Below are 18,854 nucleotides of genomic sequence, written 5' to 3'. Positions count from 1 at the left end.
GAAAGGGAGATGCCCATGAGCCGTCCACCATCGACTCCAGGCCGAATCGTGTTCATCGGCGCCGTACATGAAGCGCGCCCGGCTTTGGCCGCGCTGCTCGGTGACCCACGCGCGCGGGTGGTCACCGTCGTGACACCTTCGGCCGAGCGGGCGAGGGGGCTGTCCGGCGCGGTCGATCTGACCGAGCTGGCCGGACAGCACGGCGTACCGGTACTGCGCTCCGACGACATCAACGAGCCCGCATTCGTGGCGGCAGTACGCTCACTCGAACCGGACCTGCTGGTCGTGGTGGGCTGGACGCGCCTGCTGGGTCCAGAGCTGCTGTCGGTCCCACCCCGCGGGTGCGTCGGGTTCCACGCCTCCCTGTTGCCGCGACACCGAGGGCGGGCCCCGGTCAACTGGGCCATTCTTCGCGGCGAGACGCGGACCGGCAACACCATGATGTTCCTCGACCCGGGAGTCGACACCGGCGACATCATCGACCAGCACGCGGTGCCCATCAGCGACGACGACACCTGTGGCACCGTGTATGACCGGATCGGGACCGCGGGCGGCGAGATGCTCGTCAAACATCTGCTCGCGCTGCTGGCCGGCACGGCTCCGCGGCACCGGCAGGATTCGGGCAACGGGCAGATGTTGCCTCGCCGGACGCCCGAGATGGGCATCCTCGACTGGAACCGTCCCGCCCGCGCGGTGCACGACTGGGTGCGTGCGCTCACCAAGCCATACCCCGGCGCATTCAGCACGCTCGACGGCCTGCGGGTGATGATCTGGCGGACACTACCGCCGGCCGAAGCCAAGCCGAGCGGCCCGCCGGGGACGATCCTCGCCGTGCGCCACAACGGCATCACCGTCGCGACCGGCCCAGGCACCGTGGTCGTCACCAGTATGTCCGAACCGGACCAAGCCCCGGACTCGGCCGCCGCGTGGTGTGACCGGCGGGGCATCCGCCCGGGCGCCCGGTTCTCCCCGGTGGCGCCCGCCGTCGCGCGCTGGGCCCGTGGGGAAGGCGCGTTACCGGAGGTGATCGTGTCGTGACCACGGTACTCGTTGTTGCCGCCCATCCCGATGACGAATTGCTCGGCGCAGGGGGCACCCTGGCGCGTCATGTCCACTGTGGAGACGAAGTGCACGCCGTTGTGGTCGCAGACGGTGCGACGAGCCGATATGGCGAGGGCATGGCGGATGTGCTCGCGAAGAGTGCTCAGCGCGCGGCAGACGTGCTGGGGCTCGCGTCGGTCGACCTGCTTTCGCTGCCGGACCAGAAGCTCGACACGGTGTCAGTGCTGGAGGTGACCCGCGCGGTGGAGGCAGTCGTCGCCCGGGTGCGCCCCGCCGTCGTGTACACGCATTTCCCGGGCGACGTGAACGTCGATCACGGACAGGTCGCGCGCGCCGCATGGACCGCCTGCCGACCGTACGTACTCCCGCGCCTGCGCCGGTTCGCGGTGTTCGAAACGCCCTCGTCCACGGAATGGGCCTGGCCGCTCGAAGGCAGCACCTTCGCCCCCACGCTTTTCGTGGACATCACGTCTACTGTGGATGACAAGCTCGATGCGATGGCTTGCTACGAAAGCGAGTTGCGAGACTACCCGCACCCGCGCTCGCTCCGTGCGCTGCGCGAGCGAGCCGCCTGCTGGGGCAGCCGGGTGGGCCGGCCGGCCGCGGAAGCGTTCCAGGTGTTGCGGGAGGTGACCTGAATGACGCACATCGTCGCGGACAGCGCGAAGCGGCGCGGTTGCGACATCGTCGTCGCGGTGGCGGCGCTCATCCTCCTGCTCCCGTTCCTCGTGGTGATCGCCGTGGGCATCCGGCTGACCAGCCCCGGGCCCGCGATCTACCGGCAGCGCCGGATGGGCCGGGACACCCACCCGTTCACCATCTGGAAGTTCCGTACCATGGTCGCGAACGCCGACCGCATCGGACCGGCGGTCAGTGGTGGCCGGGATGCCCGGATCACCACCATGGGCCGGTGGTTGCGAAGAATGCGTCTCGACGAGCTGCCGCAGCTGGTCAACCTGGCGCGCGGGGACATGACGCTGATCGGGCCGCGGCCCGAGGTCGGAAAGTTCCTCGGGTACTACACCCCGGCCGAACGACGCCTGTTCGCCGTCCGGCCGGGTATTCTCGGCCCCGGCGCGCTTTTGTTCGCCGCTGAGCAAAGCCGGGAACTGACCGCCGCCGACGATCCCGAGTCCTGCTACGTGACCCATCACCTGCACGCCAAACTGGCGCTGGACCTGGCGTATCTGGAGCGGCGGGGACTTCGCGCCGATCTGGACCTGCTGGCTCGGACCGCGCGGCTCCTGTGCCGCCCGGCCGGAGTCCGGTGAAGCCTGGCATGGGTAACGCACGAGCCGGGACGAATTCGGCAAGCTCCGGCCGTATCCACGCTCTGGGCACCGAAGAACGCAACCCCACCGTGTTCAGCGGCGAAGAGGGAATGCCCGAAGATGGTGGAGAACCAGGTCGTTGAACCGGTCGGCCTGCTCGTAGCTGCCCAGGTGGGCGGCGGGGCTGAGGACCTCGAAGCGAGCGCCCGCAACGCCGTCCGCGATCAGCTTGCCGTGCTCGGGCGGTAGCGACTTGTCCTGCGCACCGGCGATGACCAACGTCGGCGCGGTGACCTTCGCCAGGTCGGGTACCAGGTCCAGCCGGGCCAGCAGCCGGCAGCACGCGATGTACCCTTCGGCGGGCGTCGAGGCGGTCATCTCCCGCATTTCCTTTGTCAGAAGGGGATTCGCCTCGATCCAAGGCTGGGTGAACCAGCGGTCGATGCTGCCGTCCGCGATCGCGGCCATGCCTTGCGTGCGGACCTGCTCGATCCTGGCGCGCCACGCCTGTTCGTTGCCCGGACGTGCCGAGGTGAACGTGGCGGCGAGGGTACGGACGCGGCTGGGCTGGTGCTGTGCAAGCCAAAGGCCGGTCATTCCGCCCAGTGACAGACCGATGATGTGCGCGGCGGGCACATCGAGTCTGTCCAGCAGGGCGATCACGTCACCGCCGAGGTCGGAGATGGTGTACGGCGCGCGTGGTACCGGTGAGCGGCCATGGCCGCGCGTGTCGTACCGGATCACACGAAAACCGTGGTCCGTCAATGGTTTCAGCTGTGGATCCCACATGCGGAGGGTGCTGCCGATGGAGTTGGACAGCACCACGACCGGCCCGTCCGACGGGCCGTCGACTTCATGGTGCACGGCGCAGCTCATGACTGTCATCCTGTTCGCATTGCGCACAAAAGTTCTCTCCGGGAATCTACTTCGGGGTAGCAGCCGGCGCAAGCAGGCAACGGTCCCAGCCGATTCATTGGTCGTGCGTATCAATTGGGCGGAAACCCATCCTTGTCCTGACTCAATATCCGGTCGTACGGTGGCCGCAGCAGACGGAGGTGCGGCGATGGAGCTGCGTCACTTGCGGTACTTCGCAACCGTGGCGGAGACGTGTCATTTCGGCCGTGCGGCCCAGCGGTTGCACATGGCGCAGCCCGCACTCTCCCAGGCGATTCGTCAGCTGGAGGCGGAGTTGGGTGTCTCACTGTTCGCGCGCACGACACGGCAGGTGTCGCTGACGCCGGCGGGGGAGTTCCTCCTCGCGGAGACGCACCGGATCCTCGGTGCTCTCGACGAGAGTGTGCGCGGAGTGCGCCGCATCGCCGACGGCCGGCTCGGCCTGGTGCGGATCGGGTTCACCGGGACGGCGGCGTTCTCGCATCTGCCCGGTATCGCGCGCGCCGTCCGGCGGGAGCTTCCCGGCGTCGTGCTGGGCGTCCAGGGGGACCTGCTCACCCCGGAGCAATGCGACGGGCTGCGGGCCGGCCGTCTGGACCTCGGCGTGCTGCGCTCGCCCGCTCGTGGCGAGGACATCGAGTTGCGCACGATCGAGATCGAGCCGCTGATCCTGGCCGTAGCGGCGGACCACCCGCTCGCCACCGCGCACCACGTGTCCATAGTGGACCTTCAGGGCGCGGACTTCATCGGGTATACCAGCCGGGATTCGGTGGTCAACGACGCGGTTCTGCGTGCGTGCCAGGCGGCCGGGTTCGCGCCCCATCGGACGCAGGAGGCGGCCGGGACGGCGGTGTTGCTGGCACTGGTCGCGGGTGGGCTGGGCGTCGCGGTGGTCCCGGCCTCCGCGCGGGCGCTGCCGCTGGCGGGAGTGGTGTTCCGTGATCTGGCCGGCGCCGGGCAGGTGGAGCTGGCGCTCGCCTGGCATCGCGGTAACGACTCGCCGCTCGTGCGGGCGGTGCGCGACGTGATCGAGGCCGGCTCGTGAAGATCACCAGGATCGAGGCGATTCCGTTCGCCATCCCGTACCGCAAACCGCTGCGGTTCGCTTCGGGGGAGGTGCGCACCGCCGAGCATGTGCTGGTGCGAGTGCACACCGATGACGGGGTCATCGGTGTCGCGGAGGCGCCGCCACGGCCGTTCACCTATGGCGAGACGCAGGTCGGGATCGTGGCGGTGATCGGGCAGATCTTCGCTCCTCAGCTGGTCGGGCTGAGCCTCACCGATCGAGAGGTGGTGGCGGCGCGGCTCGGCCGGACCGTGGGCAACCCGGCCGCGAAGGCGGCACTGGACATGGCTGTCTGGGACGCCCTCGGCCGCACGCTGGACCTGCACGTCACCGAACTGCTCGGTGGCTATACCGACCGGATGCGCGTGTCGCACATGCTCGGTTTCGACGAACCCCCGGCGATGGTCGAGGAGGCCGAGCGGATGCGCGGTGAATACGGCATCACCACGTTCAAGGTGAAAGTCGGCCGCCATCCGGTCGGGCTCGACGTGGCCGTCGTGCGTGCCCTTCGGGAGGTGCTGGGTGCCGAAGCAGAGCTCTACATCGACGGCAACCGCGGATGGACCGCCACCGAGTCGGCCGTGGCGATGAACCAGATGGCCGATCTCGACCTGCTGTTCGCGGAGGAGCTGTGCCCAGCGGATGAGGTGCTGGGCCGTCGCCGGCTGGTATCGCGCCTCGACGTGCCGTTCATAGCGGACGAGTCGGCGGTCACCCCGGCCGACGTCACGCGAGAGATCCTGGGCGGATCGGCGACCGCGATCAGCATCAAGGTCGCCCGCACCGGGTTCACCGGTTCGCAGCGTATCCACCATCTCGCCGAGGGCCTTGGCCTGGAAGCCGTGATGGGAAACCAGATCGACGGGCAGCTCGGGACACTGTGCACTGTCACTTTCGGATCTTCGTACCGGCTCACCTCGCGGCGTGCCGGCGAGTTGTCGAACTTCCTCGACATGAGCGACGACCTGCTCACCGAACCACTGACCATTCAGGGCGGGGAACTGGCCGTCCGTCCGGGCGCCGGCCTCGGCGCCGAGGTCGATCCGGACAAGCTCGCGTACTACCGCCTGGACACCTGAACACGAGATCAAGGAGGATCCCATGACCGCCGCCCACCACCTACCCACCGCGGCCGGTTCCGGCGCCAGCGCCACCGAGCGGTTCAAGACCGATAAGTCCGGGAATGCCGGGGACACCCCGGCGGAGCGGGTCGATCTTCTTGCCCGCGAGGTCCTCGAAGCCGTGCACGCCACCATCCGCCGGCAGAAGGTCACCTACGACGAGTACAACGCGCTCAAGGCGTGGCTGATCGAGGTCGGTGAGGCCGGGGAATGGCCGCTGTTCCTCGACGTGTGGGTCGAACACGTCGTCGAGGAGGTGGCGACCGAACACCGTCAGGGCAACAAGGGCACCATCGAAGGCCCGTACTACGCACCTGATGCGCCGGACCAAGGGCACCGCGGGGTGGTGCCCATGCGGGAGAACGAACCCGGCACGCCCCTGACCTGGACCGGCCGGGTCATGTCTGTCGACGGCGAGGCGCTTCCCGGGGCAACGGTCGAGCTGTGGCAGGCCGACGCGGACGGGCTCTACTCACAGTTCGCCCCCGGCATCCCGGAATGGAACCTGCGCGCCACGTTCACCGCCGACGCCGATGGTCGGTTCGAGATCCGTACGATTCGCCCCGCGCCGTACCAGATCCCGACGGACGGGCCCTGCGGCAAGCTCATCGCGGCCGCAGGCTGGCACGCGTGGCGGCCCGCACATCTGCACGTCAAGGTGTCCGCGCCGGGGCACGAGCGACTCACGGCGCAGCTGTACTTCCCCGGTGACCAGCACAACGACGACGACATCGCGTCCGCGGTCAAACCGGAGCTCATGCTCGACCCACGGTCCCACGGTGACGGCGAGACCGTCAGCTACGACTTCCTCCTCGACAGGGCCTGATGCCGATGCTGTTCCACGTACGGATGGACGTGCACCTTCCGCCCGATCTGGACGAGGCTGTGCGTGCGGATCTCATCGCGCGGGAGAAGGCCTACAGTCAGCGGCTCCAACGCGCCGGGTGCTGGCCGCATTTGTGGCGCATCGCCGGAGAATACGCCAACTATTCGGTGTTCGACGTCGGGTCCATCGACGAGCTGCACGATCTTCTGGCCGGTCTCCCGCTGTTTCCCTACCTGACCGTCAAGGTGACCGCACTGGCCACACATCCCTCGAAAGTCGTTGCCGGATAACAGATTCTGTGTACAGCGGGGTGAGCCAGGGTGTCCTGGCGCGCCCCGCTTCGTCTATCGTGGACCGTTTACCGGAAAGATCGAAATGGTGGCCTGCGGTCGCGGCCGAAAATCTTCAATGAGTGTTGGCCATACTGTTGACTGGCCGTTTCGCAGCGCTCATACTCTTCACGTTACGTAAGTCAACTTTCACTATACGAAAGTAGAAGATGAACGCGAAGCCTCCTGTCGTGAGCTCGGCCCTCAAGGTGTTCGAGGCGCTGGAGCTGATCTGTCAAGCGCAGCAACCCATCTCGCTCGACCAGCTCGCTCGGTCACTCGAAGTGTCGGGGCCGACGGCGTACCGGATCGTCAATACGTTGATCGAGACGAACTTCGTGAAACCCCATGGCTATCGCCAGGGCTACTCGGCGACGATGAAGATCTTCGGCCTCGGCGCCCAGTACGCGGGTTCCTTCGAGTTTCGTGACGCGGCACGGCGCGCGTTCCGGCCCGTCGGCATGCGGTTCGCGGAAACGATCACGGTCGCGAAGGCGGACGGCTTCGAGGCGGTCTTCATCGACAAGATCCGGGCCGGCGCCAGCCTGGTGTTCTACTGCGACATCGGCCGGAGCCTCCCGCTGCACGTGGGCGCGGCCCCGCGCAGCATCCTGGCGCACCTCGGTGACGAAGAGTTCGAAAGCTACCTGCAGACCGACCTTCTCGCGCGTACCACCGAAACCCTGACCGACCCGGACGAGCTCCGGGCGGCGCGGGACCGGGCGCGCGCTGACGGGTTCGTGCTCAGCGTGGACGAGGTCGATCGCGGCGTGAGCGGCATCGCGGTCCCGATCCTCGACCCGGCCGGGCAGATCCTGGGCGCGGTGGCCATCGCGAACACCTCCAGCGCGTGGTCCGCGGCGGATCGCGCGGCGCGCGCGGAGGCGATGAAGGCGGCCGCGGCCGGTATGGCCGAGGCGATGGGCGGCGGCATGGCGAAGTCGGCGATCGGATGAGTACCGTGCCCCATGTCGTCAGTGTGGACGGTGCAGCCGTGGCAGCGCCGTACCTCTACCGCGTCGGCCCGCACGTTCCGATGGCCACCGCGGTGGACACCTGGCAGCCGTTCACACTGCGCACCCTCGACGCCTCCGGCGACCAGGTCCGGCCGGGCACCACGGCCGACGGTCTCGACGTCGACCGGCTGTTCCCGGTGTCCGGTCCGATCGAAATCTCCGATGTTCGCGCGGGCGACCGCGTCGGCATCGGTATCGCGGACATCCGCTGCGCGCCCGTCGGTCACGTGTGGACGCGCCCGGGACTGGGCTTCGGCAACCCCGGATGGTTCGACGTGCGGGAGCTGAAGATCCAGCCCCCGCTCGTCCTCGACGGCGCCGGGCTCGAACTGCCCTACCGTGTCCACGCGGGAACGCTGGGCGTGCTGCCGGCGGCGCTCGCTCCCGCCCGGACCCTCGGGCCCTATGGCGGCAACGTCGACATCCCCGAGCTGGGACCCCGTTCCATGCTGTGGGTGAGCGCCGCCGTCGACGGCGGCGGAGTGTTCGCCGGTGACGTGCACGCGGCGATCGGCGACGCCGAGGTCTGCGGTACCGGTGTCGAGACATCCGCCGAACTCGACCTCGTCGCGGTGCGCGGCGATTGGCAGGCCGTGAATCCCGCGGTGATGACCGAGGACAAGATCTGGCTGCTCGGTATCGGCACGACCTTCGAGGACGCACTCTCGGTGGTGCTCCCGGAGGTGACGGTGGCACTCGCGGCCGAGCTGAACGTGCCGGAGAGCCAGGCCTACCTCTTGTCCTCGCTCATGCTCGACATCCGGCCCTGCCAGGTCGTCAACCCGCTCACCAGTGTCGCGGTGTCCCTGCGCGGGGACCTCGACAAATGCCTGGTGCCGCCCCAGGCGCACCGGCTTTTCCACCAGTTCCTCGAATCGACTGTGAAGGGGCATTGATGCTGACCGCCGAACAGAACGGGCTGCTGACGCAGACCGATGCCGGTACGCCGATGGGCGAGCTGATGCGCCGCTACTGGATTCCGATCACGATCGCCGACCGGATCGTCGCGGGCGGGGCGCCGCTGCCGATCAAGATTCTCGGCGAAGCACTTGTCGTGTTCCGCAGCCCGAGCGGCGAGGCCGGGCTGATGGCCGAGTCGTGCCCGCACCGCAACGCCTCGCTTGCCTTGGCGCGCAACGAGGATTGCGGACTGCGCTGTCTCTACCACGCCTGGCTCGTCGCACCCGACGGCCGCGTGCTCGAAACGCCGCCGGAGCCGCCGGAGGTGAACCTGTCGGACAAGTTCAAGCATCCGGCGTACCCGTGCCGCGAGGCCGGCGGCATCGTGTGGGCCTACCTGGGCCGGGAAGAGGCGATGCCCGAATTCCCCGAGTGGATCTTCGAGCCGTACGACGACGACAAGATCTATGCCACGAATGCCTTCCAGGACTGCAACTGGCTGCAAGGCCTGGAAGGAGATCTCGACGCCCAGCACGGCCCGTACCTGCACTACACCGACGACGAGGCACACACCCAGGACGGCCTGCAGAACCGCGCCAACGAGTACATCCACGACCAGCGCCCGAAGGTCGCGGCCGCCCGCCGGCCGTGGGGCCTGCAGACGGTGTTCCGGTACCTGCACAAGGACGGCAAGGCCGCGACCTACTGGATCCACCCGTTCGTCATGCCGTTCTTCACCTTCTTCGAGAGCAACCTGCTCGACACCGAGGGCGCGCTGATGCACGCCTGGGTGCCGGCCACCGACGAGTCGCACTGGGTCTGGTCGGTGCTGTTCTCCGAGAGTGCGATGACCGACGACTACCTGGAGTTCGTCGACCGCACTCGCGGGTACGGGATGACGGACCCGGCGAACAACTGGCGCGTCACGGCGTTCACCGGTGAGGGCGTCGGGTACGAGCAGGACCGCGCGCTGATGGCCAGCGGCAGGAGCTTCTCCGGGATCGAAGGCATCCTGCAGCAGGACCTCGCGATCCAGTACAGCATGGGTCCGGTCTCGGACCGGACCCGCGAGCACCTGACCTCCGGCGACATCGCGATCGTGCAGGTGCGCAAGTACCTGCTCGACACCCTGGCCGCCGTCGGGGACGGCGAGCCCGCGCCGGGCACGAAACCCGGTTCCCAGGAGGGAATCGTGTTCGAAGCGCTCACCGCGGAGCCGGACGCCTCGATGCGGGAGCTGGCCGCGCGATGACCACCCAGGTTCCTTCGGCACGCGAACTGGTGATGCTCACGACCCGCCTCGAACGACTCGAGGCGGAGTCGGAGATCCGCCGGCTCGTGTCCACGTATCACTGGGTCAACGACACCGGATCCGCGTCCGGTGCCATGCCCGGCTGGACGGACCTGACGGTTCCCGCGGGCGACGGAACCGGCCAGGCCCGGCTGAAGGACCTGCAGGTGACCAATGGCGCGGCATGGTCAGGGCTGGGACTGTCCGCGGCTTGGCCGTCGTCGGCAGGCATAGCAGCCGATGACGGCACCCCCCGGCCCGGGTACATGCCGCGCATGATGCACTTTCTCACCAACGAATGGCTCGAAGTGGACGGAGACACCGCCTGCGGCCGCTGGTACTGCTGGGAACCCGCGATCGTCCACATCGGAGGGGAGCTCACCCCGATCCTGATCGCGGGCCGCCTCCGGTGCGAGTTCCGGCGGGAGAGCGGAATCTGGCGATACGCCGCGACCGAGTTCGAGGAAGTGTTCTCGACGCCGTATCCCGCTCCGGGCTGGGACCACGTTCCCTATGGTCCGGCGAATACGCGGAAGGCAGGGAGCTGAATGTCCATGACGATGACAGGTCCGGCCGCACGGATCCGCGAGCGGAAGAGGCCTTCGCAGAACCTCGGCCGGTTCGTGCTCCGAAGGCTGCTCGCCGCACTGCTGACGCTGTTCGGCCTTTCCGTGGCGGTCTTCGCGCTCGTTCAGCTCCTGCCGGGCAACCTCGGCCGCAGCATTCTCGGCCAGTACGCCACGGACCAGCAGGTCGCGGCGCTGAACGCGAGCCTCGGCGTGGACCGGCCGTTCGTCACGCGCTACTTCGACTGGCTGTCTGGTTTCCTCACGGGCAACTGGGGGATGTCCCAGCGTCTCGGGGTGCCCGCCCGCGAGATCGTCCTCGAACGGCTGGCGCACTCGATCGTGCTCGCCGTGGCCGCGCTCGTGGTGGTGGTGCCGGTGGCGATCGCGGCCGGTGCGTTCGCCGCCCTGCGCCGCGGCCGGTTCGCCGACCGGACCATCTCGATCCTCGGTGTGTCGCTGATGGCGATCCCCGAGTTCGTCAGCGGCGTGCTGCTGCTGGTGATCTTCGGGGTCTACCTGAAATGGTTCCCGGTGCAGTCGGCCGTTCCGTCGTGGAACCCGGTCGATATCGTGCACCAGCTGGCGCTCCCGGTGATCCCGCTCTGTTTCATCCTGTTCGGCTACATCGCACGCATGATGCGGGCCACCACGATCGATGTGCTCGACCAGAACTACACGCGTACGGCGACGCTCAAAGGCATGCCGATGCGCCAGGTGTTCTTCCGGCACGTGCTGCGCAACGCGATCCTGCCGGCGATCACGGTGATCGCGGGTCAGGCGGGCTACCTCGTCGGTGGGCTGGTCATCGTCGAAACCTTGTTCTCCTATCCGGGAATCGGGAACTTCGCGTACGAGTCGGCCAAATTCCACGACGTCCAGCCGCTCACCGACAGCGTCGTGCTCATCGGCGCGACCGTGCTGGTGATCAACCTGATCGGCGACGTGCTCGCGGTGTGGGTGAACCCGCGGATCAGGCGAGGAGGCAACCGATGAGCGTCACCGCGATTCCCCCGGCCGCGGATGAGGTCACCGCGGACGGCGGCCCGGGATCACCGGGCCTGGCGCGTCGTCTGTTCGGCAAGGCCACGGTCGTGGCCGGCGGGCTGTTCGTCGTGTTCTGGACACTGATGGCGGTCGCATGGCCACTGGTGGCGCCTTACGACCCGGGCGCGACCGACGCCGGCGCCGTGCTCGCGCAACCCTCGGGCGCGCACTGGCTCGGCACCGACAACCTCGGCCGGGACGTGCTGTCCCGGATGCTCGCCGGCGCGACCAGCGTGCTCACCGTCGCCCCCGCCGCCACGCTCGTGGGCCTGGTGCTGGGCACGGCGATCGGGCTGACCGCGGCCTATTTCGGCGGCTGGTGGGACCAGGTCATCATGCGGCTGCTGGAATCGGTGCTCGTGGTGCCGGTCATCCTCATCGCGATGACCGTGCTGGCCCTGTTCGGCACCGCCCAGCTCAACGTGATCATCACGGTGGGCATCCTGTTCACGCCCCATGTGGCGCGCACCGTGCGCTCGGCCGCCGTGGTGGAACGCAACCACGACTACGTTGCGGCGGCATGGCTGCAGGGCCTGCGCGCCACGCCGATCATGTTCGGCGAGATCCTGCGCAACATCACCAGCCCGATCATCGTCGAGGCCACCGTCCGGCTGGGCTACGCGATCTTCGTCGCGGCCGGGCTCGCGTTCCTCTCCCTCGGCGTCCAGGAGCCCTCGCCCGACTGGGGCCTCACGATCTCACTCGGCCGCCCCTATCTGCAGACCGCGCCGTGGATGGTGCTCGCACCGGCGATCGCACTCGCCACGCTCGTCGTCGCGGTGAATCTGCTCGCGGACGGAATCAAGGAGGTGCTCGAGGGATGAACGCCGCATTGACGGTGTCCGGTCTGACCGTCGGCTACTCGAGCCGCGGCCGGCTCACCGAGGCTGTCACCGACATCGGCTTCGAGATCCCCGCCGGGGGCCGGGTCGGGCTCGTCGGTGAGTCCGGCAGCGGCAAGACCACGGTCGCCATGGCGATCCTGAACTACCTGCCGCGCAACGCGACGATCCTCGGTGGTGCCATCGAGTTCGACGGCCGGAACCTGCTCGAGGTGTCCACAGCGGAACTCACCGCGATGCGCGGGCGCCGGATCGCGGCCGTGTACCAGGACCCGGGATCCTCGCTCAACCCGACCATCCCGATCGGGCGCCAGGTCGGTGAGGTGTTCGAACTGCATCTGGGCATGGACCGCCGGGAGTCCCGGCAGGCGGCCGTTGCGGCCCTGGACCGAGTCCAGCTGCCGTCGCCGGAACGAGTGGCCACGCGCTACCCGCACGAGCTCTCCGGTGGGCAGCAGCAACGCGTGATGATCGCGATGGCACTCGCCGCGTCCCCGTCGCTGCTGCTGCTCGACGAGCCGACGACCGGACTGGACGCCACCGTGGAAGCCGGGGTCATCGAGCTCATCGAAGAGCTCTCGCGCGACACCGGGACGGCGCTGCTGATGGTCAGCCACAACCTGCCGCTGGTGCGGCATCTGTGCGAGGACGCGGTGGTCATGCGGGCCGGGCGGGTCGTGGAGGCCGGGCCGACGGCGACGCTGCTGCGGACACCGGGCGAGGAGTACACGCGCGGGCTCGTGGCGTCCGTGCCCACCAGGAGCCATCGGAAGTTCACGAACGTCGTCCGTGCCGCGGGCGAAGCCGCCCGGGAGGTACCGCCGCGCCGGCTGGACGAGATCGCGGCGCTGGCGGATTCGGAGGACATCGTGTTGTCCATCAAGGACCTGGTGAAGAAGTACGACACGAACGAGGGTGTTGTGCACGCGATCCGCGGTGTGGATCTGGACATGCGCCGCGGCGAGATCCTGGCCATCGTCGGGGAATCCGGCAGTGGGAAGTCCACATTGGCCAAATGTGTGGTCGGGCTCGAGTCGTTCTCCTCGGGCTCGATCGTCCTCGACGGCACCGAGATGCCCCGCAATCACCGTCGCCGCGACCGGTCGGCCGCGGCCCGTCGTCCGACGCTCGTCTTCCAGAATCCGGAGACCTCGCTCAACCCGACGAAGACGGCGCGCGCGGTGCTGCGGCAGGCCTTGCGCCTCGGCGGCGAGGACCCGGCGAAGGTCGACGCGATCGGGGCCGAGACCCAGCTGACCGAGCGGCATCTGGACTCGAAGACACGCCGGCTCTCGGGCGGGCTGAAGCAGCGGGTCGCGATCGCGCGAGCCTCGGCCGGCGGGCCGGCCATCGTGGTGTGCGACGAACCGGTGTCCGCATTGGACGTTTCCGTGCAGGCGGGCATCCTCAACCTGCTCGCCCAGCGACAGGCCGAGGCCGGCGCCTCGTACCTGTTTATTTCCCACGACCTCGACGTCGTGCATTACCTCGCCGATTCGGTGGCGGTGATGTACATGGGCGAGATCGTCGAACGGGGCACCGCCGAGGCGGTCTTCGCCGCGCCACATCACCCGTATACGGCCGCCCTCATGTCCGCGTCCGTCTCGGCCGAGGGGGAGCGGATCAGGCTCCAGGGGCAGGCGCCCAGCGCTTACCGCGAATCTGCCGGCTGCATCTTCGCCGGCCGGTGTCCCGTCGCACTCGACGACGGCAGCTGCAGCACCACGACGCCACCATGGCGCGAAGGACCGGGGGAGAAGCAATACCGGTGTCACCGCACACCCGAGGAGCTCGTCCTCGAACCTGCTGTGCACCCCGCGGTTCCGTCCGGCTCCTTGTGATCAAAGGAATCAAGCATGAGTGACACTCCCTTCCGGGCCTCGTTCACCTCGCGGTTCGACCGTCGTGGTTTCCTGCAGCTGAGCGCGCTGTTCGGTGCCGGTGTGGCCCTTGCCGCCTGCGCACCCGGCGGCACGGCCCCGACCGGCGCCCCGCCGGCCGTCGCCCGCCGGGGCGGCACCATGACGGTCGGCATGCCGAACCCGACCGGGCCGGTCGACCCGGTGACCATGACCGATATCGGCGCCGTGGACACGGTGCTCGTCGCGGCCGAGTACCTGACGTTCCCGAAGGCCGACGGCACACTGGAAGGACGACTCGCCACCGAGTGGACGGCACAGGACGCGCGCACCTGGGTGTTCAAGCTCCGGCCGGGCGTGACCTTCCACGACGGCTCCCCGATGACCGCCGACGACGTGGTGGCGACGTTCGACCGGATCACCGATCCGCACGGCGGTTCCGCCGGTCTGCAGAGCCTCGGCGGCATCCTCAGCCCTGGTGGCACCACGAAGGTGGACGACCACACGATCCGGTTCAAGCTGGACCGCGGCTACGCGGAGTTCCCGTACCTGGTGTCCGCCTTCGCCTACAACACCGCGATCCTGCCGAAGAGCTACCGGTCCGGTGACTTCGTCAAGGGCGGCATCGGGACCGGCCCGTACGTGCTGACCTCGTACCAGCCGAACGGCCGGGCGCAGTTCAGGCGCAACGAGAAGTACTGGAACCCCGACGCCGCCTACCTCGACACCATCACCGTTCAGTACTTCTCGGACAGCAACGCGCAGGTGCTGGCGATCCAGACCGGCGAGGTCGACCTTGTGCCGTCCGTCGAGCCCTCGGCGTTGCGCACGCTCAAGGGCGCGGCCGGCCTGGTCCAGCAGCAAGCGCAGTCGGCGTCGTTCCAGACGCTGCAGATGCGCACGGACATCAAGCCGTTCAACGACAAGCGGGTCCGGCAGGCCCTGGCGCTGTCGCTGGATCGTACCCAGTTGATGACCGCGCTGATGGACAACAAGGCGACCCTGGGCAACGACCATCTGTTCGCGCCGACCTTCCCGTCCGCGAACCAGATCGCCGCACAGGTCGAGCAGCGCAAGCGGGACTTGGCCCAGGCGAAGCGGCTGCTCGCCGACGCGGGGCATCCGAACGGCCTGCAGGTCACGCTGACCACCGCGCGGGTCTTCGAATGCGTCGACCACGCCACACTGGTCAAGGACATGGCCAAGGAGGCCGGCTTCGACATCGCCTTGAACATCATGACCGCCGAGCAGTACTTCGCCTCCGGCGACAACTCGCCGTGGCTGACCGTTCCGCTCGGGATCACCAACTGGGGTTCGCGCGGCAGTGCCTCGCAGATCCTCGAAGCCATCATCGTGTCCGGCGCGCCGTACAACTCGGCCCACTACTCGAACCGGGCGCTGGACGACCTCATCGCGCAGTACGACAACACCACCGACCCCGCCGCCCGCACGAAGGTCGGCGCCTCCATCGCGCAGGTGCTGCACGACGACGTGCCCAACTGCGTCTCCTACTTCAAGAACCAGGTGCGGGTGTCTGCCCCGAAGGTCGGCGGCGTGCCGGCCGGACCTGGCGATTTCCCTGATTTCACCAAGGTTTTCGTGACGGCCTGACCTTCCCGGCACAGTAAGGAACCCGAGTTTTCCGATGCGATTCATTCGATTCAACGGACATGGCGGCAACGAGATCGTGAGCCTGGAGGAGGGCCCGGACCCGGTGCCCGAACCCGGCCAGATCCTGGTCGCCGCCCGGTACGCCGGCGTCAACCCGGCCGACGTGCTGCAGCGAAACGGCGGCTACCCGGTGCCCCCGGACGCCCCGCAGGACATTCCCGGTCTGGAGGTCTCCGGCGAGGTCGTCGCGGTCGGCTCGCGGGTGCGCAGGTGGGAGGTCGGTGACCGGGTGATCGGCATCGTCGGTGGCGGCGGCCTCGCCGACCGGGTCCTTGCGCAGGACCAGCATGTCTGGCGTTCGCCTGCCGCCCTCGGCCCGGCGCAAGCGGCGGCGTTGCCGGAGGCGGTCCTCACCGCGTTCGACGCGCTCCGCCGCGCACGCGTGGGCCTCGGCGACGTGGTCGTCGTGCGCGGGGTCAACGGCGGCGTCGGGATCGCGGCCTGCCATCTCGTCCGCGAGCTCGGCGGCCGGGCCATCGGGATCGGCCGGTCGGAGGCCGCGCTGCAGCAGGTCGCCGCCCTCGGCATCACGGTAGCGCTCGCCGCCGGGGCCGCCGAGGTCGTGGCCTCGCTGGGTAACGCGTCCGCGATCATCGACCTCGTCGGGGGAGAAGGGGTCGCCGAGGACTTGTCGTTGCTCCGGCCCGGTGGCCGGATCGTGGTGGTCAGCACTGCGGGCGGGCTCACCGCGCAGGTGCCGCTGAACCTGTTGATGGGCAAGCGGGCCGACCTGATGGGAACCGTGCTGCGCGGTCGCTCGAACGCCGAGAAGGCGCTTCTCGTGGGCGATCTCGAGCACCGCCTGTCCGCTGTGCTCGGCGACCGCGTCTCGATTCCCGTCGACCGGGTCTACCAGGCCGAAGAGGCCACCGCCGCGTTCGACCGGCTCGGTGAGCCCGGCAAGTTCGGCAAGGTGCTGCTCGACTTCGGTGCCTGACGTGCCGGAAGGGAGAACTGTCATGCCAACCGCACCACGCCGGCTTCCGGTCCTGGTCCGCGGTGCCACCTGGCTGGCCGACCGGGTGATCGGACTGGACCTGGTCCCGGTCGGCGGCACGTCGCTGCCGCCGTGGGAGCCCGGTGCCCACATCGACGTCGTGCTGCCATCCGGCTTGGTGCGGCAATACTCGTTGTACGGCAGCGGTGACGACCCGGCGCTGTACCAGATCGCGGTGCTGCTGGAGCCGAACGGGCGTGGCGGGTCCAAGGAGGTCCACGGCACCGCGCTCGTGGGCAGGCAGCTGGAGATCCGGCCGCCCCGCAACCATTTCGGGCTCGTCGAGGCACCCGCGTATGTGTTCGTCGCCGGCGGTATCGGGATCACCCCCATCCTGCCGATGATCAGCGCGGTCGCGAAGGCGGGCAAGCCGTGGACACTGGTCTACGGCGGCCGGACGCGAACGAGCATGGCGTTGCTGCCCGAGCTCGCCTTGGTGCCCGGTGGCGCGGTGGATGTCCGGCCGCAGGACGAACGGGGCCTGCCCGACCTCGCGGCGCAGGTCGCGCGGGCCCCGGACGGTGCGGCCTTCTATTGCTGCGGACCCGAAGGTCTGCTGCGCGCCATGTCCGAGGTGACGGGGGCCGCGGGCCTGGCCAAGCACTTGCATGTCGAACGCTTCGGCGCCCCCGCCAGCACACCCCCGGCGGCCACGCCGGGGGACTCCGCCCAGTTCGAGGTCGAACTGCGGACCAGCGGGATCACCGTGACCGTGCCGCCCGACCGGTCCGTGCTCGACGTGGTGTCCGAAGTGGTCCCCACGGTGATGTCGTCGTGTTCCGAAGGGTATTGCGGCACCTGCGAAACCCGGGTGCTGGAAGGTACCCCGGACCATCGTGACTCGCTGCTCTCCGACAGCGACAAGGCGACCAATGAGACGATGCTGATCTGCGTGAGCAGATCACGCTCGCCGAAACTGGTACTCGACCTTTGATGTGGATCGGGATGACAAGTCAGCGCGGGGCGCATTCCCCGGTCCGATCGCTGCGCAGTCGTCCTTGTCCCACAGCAGGACTGATCGACGGTGGCCCACTCGACCGGGACGATCTCTGAGACCGGGGTGTGCGGCCATCTCACCGGAGTGCACCCCGGATGCTGTGGGTGTCCGCCTCGCGCGGCCGGGTGGAGCCAGCGGGGAAAGAATTTCCCCCTACGAACGAGGGCGTCCGGCCGGACCGGTGCGGCGGTCACCGCGTGGCGGTCACCGAGTAGACCGGCAATGCCTCGTTGTTCGACGTGACGGTCTCCAGCATGTCGACATGGCTCTGGATGAGGTCACGCATCGGGGCCGGCACGGTGTGCAGGCGTTCTTCGACCACGTCGTGGCACACGGTGATTTCCCAGGCCGCGTCGTGCATGCCCGTGGTGTCGATGGTGCGCGGGCCGGACGCCTGCCACCCGGTCTCTTCGAGGACGGCGAGCAGCCGCTGGCAGGAAAAGGGGGTACGGACGTTGCCGTCGCCGCGTTCGCCGGTCGCCTCGATCATGCCCTGGATCTGGACCGCGAGCAGGTGCGCGAGCTGGCCGTGCGACGTGGGACGCAGGTCCCACTCGGCGAAGCCCAGCTGCCGCGCCCAGGGGCGGACCCGGGCGAGTATGGCGCGCAGCTGGTCGAGCGAGGCGAAGTACCAGGAACACTGCGAGAGCACGACGTGGTCGAACGTGTCGTCCGGGAAGGTCTCGGTGAGCACGTCGAAACCGAAGCGCATGTCGATACGGTCGCCGAACGGGGTGGCGCGCAGAAACTCGGCGGACTCGCCGAGCGTGATCGGGGCGCCGTAAGCCGGATCGGCGATGTCGACACCGGTGACCTGGCCGCGCTCGCCGACGGCGGCGGCGAGCACGGCGGTCATGTCGCCCTGCCCGCAGCCGATCTCCAGCACGCGGTCGCCCGGCCGGATGTCCCAGCTCTCGACGAGTCCGGCGCGGAAGCGGGTCTGTACGAGCTGAATGCCGGGGCTGGCCACGCCGGCGGCCATGGCGTGCGCGACCGCCGCCACGTCGATCAGGTTCATGATCATCACTGTAGTGGGACTGGCCAGTGATTTAAGGTCAGCGTCGCGAACCAGCCGGTCTTGGATCACGACTGCCGAGCT

The 18,854-nt window shown here is 68.7% G+C and carries 19 protein-coding genes; 17 read left to right on the top strand and 2 right to left on the bottom strand.

The window, feature by feature from the left end; translation table 11 throughout:
- Positions 1-15 precede the first annotated feature (15 nt).
- The 3 genes from D5S19_RS13895 to D5S19_RS13885 are packed head-to-tail and all read left to right on the top strand — an operon-like array spanning position 16 to position 2,333.
- Positions 16-1,038 carry a methionyl-tRNA formyltransferase gene (locus D5S19_RS13895; protein WP_158605535.1) on the top strand — a complete coding sequence of 341 codons (1,023 nt, stop codon included), beginning with the start codon at positions 16-18 and terminating at the stop codon, positions 1,036-1,038.
- Positions 1,035-1,700, top strand: a complete 666-nt coding sequence (locus D5S19_RS13890; RefSeq protein WP_158605534.1) for a PIG-L deacetylase family protein — start codon at positions 1,035-1,037, stop codon at positions 1,698-1,700. Before D5S19_RS13895 ends, D5S19_RS13890 begins: the two co-directional genes overlap by 4 nt.
- Complete coding sequence (locus D5S19_RS13885) at positions 1,701-2,333, top strand: sugar transferase (RefSeq protein WP_120023760.1); 633 nt, start codon at positions 1,701-1,703, stop codon at positions 2,331-2,333.
- A gap of 93 nt (positions 2,334-2,426) precedes the next feature.
- Here the strand turns inward: D5S19_RS13885 and pcaD are convergent, their stop codons facing one another.
- The gene (gene pcaD, locus D5S19_RS13880; RefSeq protein ID WP_120023759.1) at positions 2,427-3,218 is read right to left on the bottom strand and encodes a 3-oxoadipate enol-lactonase; all 792 of its coding nucleotides are present in this window, start codon (positions 3,216-3,218) and stop codon (positions 2,427-2,429) included.
- A gap of 178 nt (positions 3,219-3,396) precedes the next feature.
- On the opposite strand from pcaD, the gene D5S19_RS13875 reads away from it, so the two are divergent.
- From D5S19_RS13875 to D5S19_RS13810, 14 genes are all read left to right on the top strand, one after another.
- Positions 3,397-4,272 carry a LysR substrate-binding domain-containing protein gene (locus tag D5S19_RS13875; RefSeq protein ID WP_120023758.1) on the top strand — a complete coding sequence of 292 codons (876 nt, stop codon included), beginning with the start codon at positions 3,397-3,399 and terminating at the stop codon, positions 4,270-4,272.
- Complete coding sequence (locus D5S19_RS13870; RefSeq protein ID WP_120023757.1) at positions 4,269-5,372, top strand: mandelate racemase/muconate lactonizing enzyme family protein; 1,104 nt, start codon at positions 4,269-4,271, stop codon at positions 5,370-5,372. The genes D5S19_RS13875 and D5S19_RS13870 overlap by 4 nt, the downstream gene beginning before the upstream one ends.
- A 22-nt stretch (positions 5,373-5,394) precedes the next feature.
- Positions 5,395-6,240, top strand: a complete 846-nt coding sequence (gene catA, locus D5S19_RS13865; protein ID WP_120023756.1) for a catechol 1,2-dioxygenase — start codon at positions 5,395-5,397, stop codon at positions 6,238-6,240.
- 5 nt (positions 6,241-6,245) lie between these two features.
- Positions 6,246-6,530 carry a muconolactone Delta-isomerase gene (gene catC, locus D5S19_RS13860; protein ID WP_120023795.1) on the top strand — a complete coding sequence of 95 codons (285 nt, stop codon included), beginning with the start codon at positions 6,246-6,248 and terminating at the stop codon, positions 6,528-6,530.
- A 230-nt stretch (positions 6,531-6,760) separates the two neighbouring features.
- A complete protein-coding gene (locus D5S19_RS13855) occupies positions 6,761-7,525 on the top strand; it encodes an IclR family transcriptional regulator (RefSeq protein WP_158605533.1) in 765 nt (254 codons plus the stop codon).
- 38 nt (positions 7,526-7,563) lie between these two features.
- Positions 7,564-8,481: an acetamidase/formamidase family protein gene (locus tag D5S19_RS13850; RefSeq protein WP_158605532.1), complete on the top strand. Its 918-nt coding sequence runs from the start codon at positions 7,564-7,566 to the stop codon at positions 8,479-8,481.
- Entirely contained in the window at positions 8,481-9,737 is a 1,257-nt protein-coding gene (locus tag D5S19_RS13845) for a Rieske 2Fe-2S domain-containing protein (protein WP_158605531.1), read from the top strand. Before D5S19_RS13850 ends, D5S19_RS13845 begins: the two co-directional genes overlap by 1 nt.
- Positions 9,734-10,324, top strand: a complete 591-nt coding sequence (locus tag D5S19_RS13840) for a nuclear transport factor 2 family protein (RefSeq protein WP_120023752.1) — start codon at positions 9,734-9,736, stop codon at positions 10,322-10,324. The genes D5S19_RS13845 and D5S19_RS13840 overlap by 4 nt, the downstream gene beginning before the upstream one ends.
- Positions 10,325-10,330: 6 nt before the next feature.
- A complete protein-coding gene (locus D5S19_RS13835) occupies positions 10,331-11,338 on the top strand; it encodes an ABC transporter permease (RefSeq protein WP_199730488.1) in 1,008 nt (335 codons plus the stop codon).
- Entirely contained in the window at positions 11,335-12,213 is an 879-nt protein-coding gene (locus D5S19_RS13830; RefSeq protein ID WP_120023751.1) for an ABC transporter permease, read from the top strand. Before D5S19_RS13835 ends, D5S19_RS13830 begins: the two co-directional genes overlap by 4 nt.
- Positions 12,210-14,072, top strand: coding sequence for a dipeptide ABC transporter ATP-binding protein (locus D5S19_RS13825; protein ID WP_120023750.1), 1,863 nt, complete (start codon positions 12,210-12,212; stop codon positions 14,070-14,072). The genes D5S19_RS13830 and D5S19_RS13825 overlap by 4 nt, the downstream gene beginning before the upstream one ends.
- A gap of 15 nt (positions 14,073-14,087) precedes the next feature.
- The gene (locus D5S19_RS13820; protein ID WP_120023749.1) at positions 14,088-15,701 is read left to right on the top strand and encodes an ABC transporter substrate-binding protein; all 1,614 of its coding nucleotides are present in this window, start codon (positions 14,088-14,090) and stop codon (positions 15,699-15,701) included.
- Positions 15,702-15,735: 34 nt separating this feature from the next.
- The gene (locus tag D5S19_RS13815; protein WP_120023748.1) at positions 15,736-16,698 is read left to right on the top strand and encodes an alcohol dehydrogenase catalytic domain-containing protein; all 963 of its coding nucleotides are present in this window, start codon (positions 15,736-15,738) and stop codon (positions 16,696-16,698) included.
- A 22-nt stretch (positions 16,699-16,720) separates the two neighbouring features.
- Positions 16,721-17,692: a PDR/VanB family oxidoreductase gene (locus D5S19_RS13810; protein WP_120023747.1), complete on the top strand. Its 972-nt coding sequence runs from the start codon at positions 16,721-16,723 to the stop codon at positions 17,690-17,692.
- Positions 17,693-17,945: 253 nt separating this feature from the next.
- Here the strand turns inward: D5S19_RS13810 and D5S19_RS13805 are convergent, their stop codons facing one another.
- The gene (locus tag D5S19_RS13805) at positions 17,946-18,773 is read right to left on the bottom strand and encodes a class I SAM-dependent methyltransferase (RefSeq protein ID WP_120023793.1); all 828 of its coding nucleotides are present in this window, start codon (positions 18,771-18,773) and stop codon (positions 17,946-17,948) included.
- Between the last annotated feature and the right edge of the window lie 81 nt (positions 18,774-18,854).

Source organism: Amycolatopsis panacis, from assembly GCF_003600245.1.
In the GTDB taxonomy this organism is placed as follows: Bacteria; Actinomycetota; Actinomycetes; order Mycobacteriales; family Pseudonocardiaceae; genus Amycolatopsis; species Amycolatopsis sulphurea.
Note: the sequence above shows the minus strand (reverse complement) of the source record. Positions and strands in the feature narration are given on the sequence as shown.

What these genes read in the sequence shown, in the direction of transcription:
- D5S19_RS13885 (WP_120023760.1), top strand. Translation starts at nt 1,701, where the DNA reads ATGACGCACATCGTCGCGGACAGCGCGAAGCGGCGCGGTTGCGACATC.
- D5S19_RS13835 (WP_199730488.1), top strand. Translation starts at nt 10,331, where the DNA reads ATGACGATGACAGGTCCGGCCGCACGGATCCGCGAGCGGAAGAGGCCT.
- pcaD (WP_120023759.1), bottom strand. Translation starts at nt 3,218, where the DNA reads ATGACAGTCATGAGCTGCGCCGTGCACCATGAAGTCGACGGCCCGTCG.
- D5S19_RS13805 (WP_120023793.1), bottom strand. Translation starts at nt 18,773, where the DNA reads ATGAACCTGATCGACGTGGCGGCGGTCGCGCACGCCATGGCCGCCGGC.
- catC (WP_120023795.1), top strand. Translation starts at nt 6,246, where the DNA reads ATGCTGTTCCACGTACGGATGGACGTGCACCTTCCGCCCGATCTGGAC.
- D5S19_RS13875 (WP_120023758.1), top strand. Translation starts at nt 3,397, where the DNA reads ATGGAGCTGCGTCACTTGCGGTACTTCGCAACCGTGGCGGAGACGTGT.
- D5S19_RS13825 (WP_120023750.1), top strand. Translation starts at nt 12,210, where the DNA reads ATGAACGCCGCATTGACGGTGTCCGGTCTGACCGTCGGCTACTCGAGC.
- D5S19_RS13845 (WP_158605531.1), top strand. Translation starts at nt 8,481, where the DNA reads ATGCTGACCGCCGAACAGAACGGGCTGCTGACGCAGACCGATGCCGGT.
- D5S19_RS13840 (WP_120023752.1), top strand. Translation starts at nt 9,734, where the DNA reads ATGACCACCCAGGTTCCTTCGGCACGCGAACTGGTGATGCTCACGACC.
- catA (WP_120023756.1), top strand. Translation starts at nt 5,395, where the DNA reads ATGACCGCCGCCCACCACCTACCCACCGCGGCCGGTTCCGGCGCCAGC.
- D5S19_RS13820 (WP_120023749.1), top strand. Translation starts at nt 14,088, where the DNA reads ATGAGTGACACTCCCTTCCGGGCCTCGTTCACCTCGCGGTTCGACCGT.
- D5S19_RS13830 (WP_120023751.1), top strand. Translation starts at nt 11,335, where the DNA reads ATGAGCGTCACCGCGATTCCCCCGGCCGCGGATGAGGTCACCGCGGAC.
- D5S19_RS13810 (WP_120023747.1), top strand. Translation starts at nt 16,721, where the DNA reads ATGCCAACCGCACCACGCCGGCTTCCGGTCCTGGTCCGCGGTGCCACC.
- D5S19_RS13815 (WP_120023748.1), top strand. Translation starts at nt 15,736, where the DNA reads ATGCGATTCATTCGATTCAACGGACATGGCGGCAACGAGATCGTGAGC.
- D5S19_RS13895 (WP_158605535.1), top strand. Translation starts at nt 16, where the DNA reads ATGAGCCGTCCACCATCGACTCCAGGCCGAATCGTGTTCATCGGCGCC.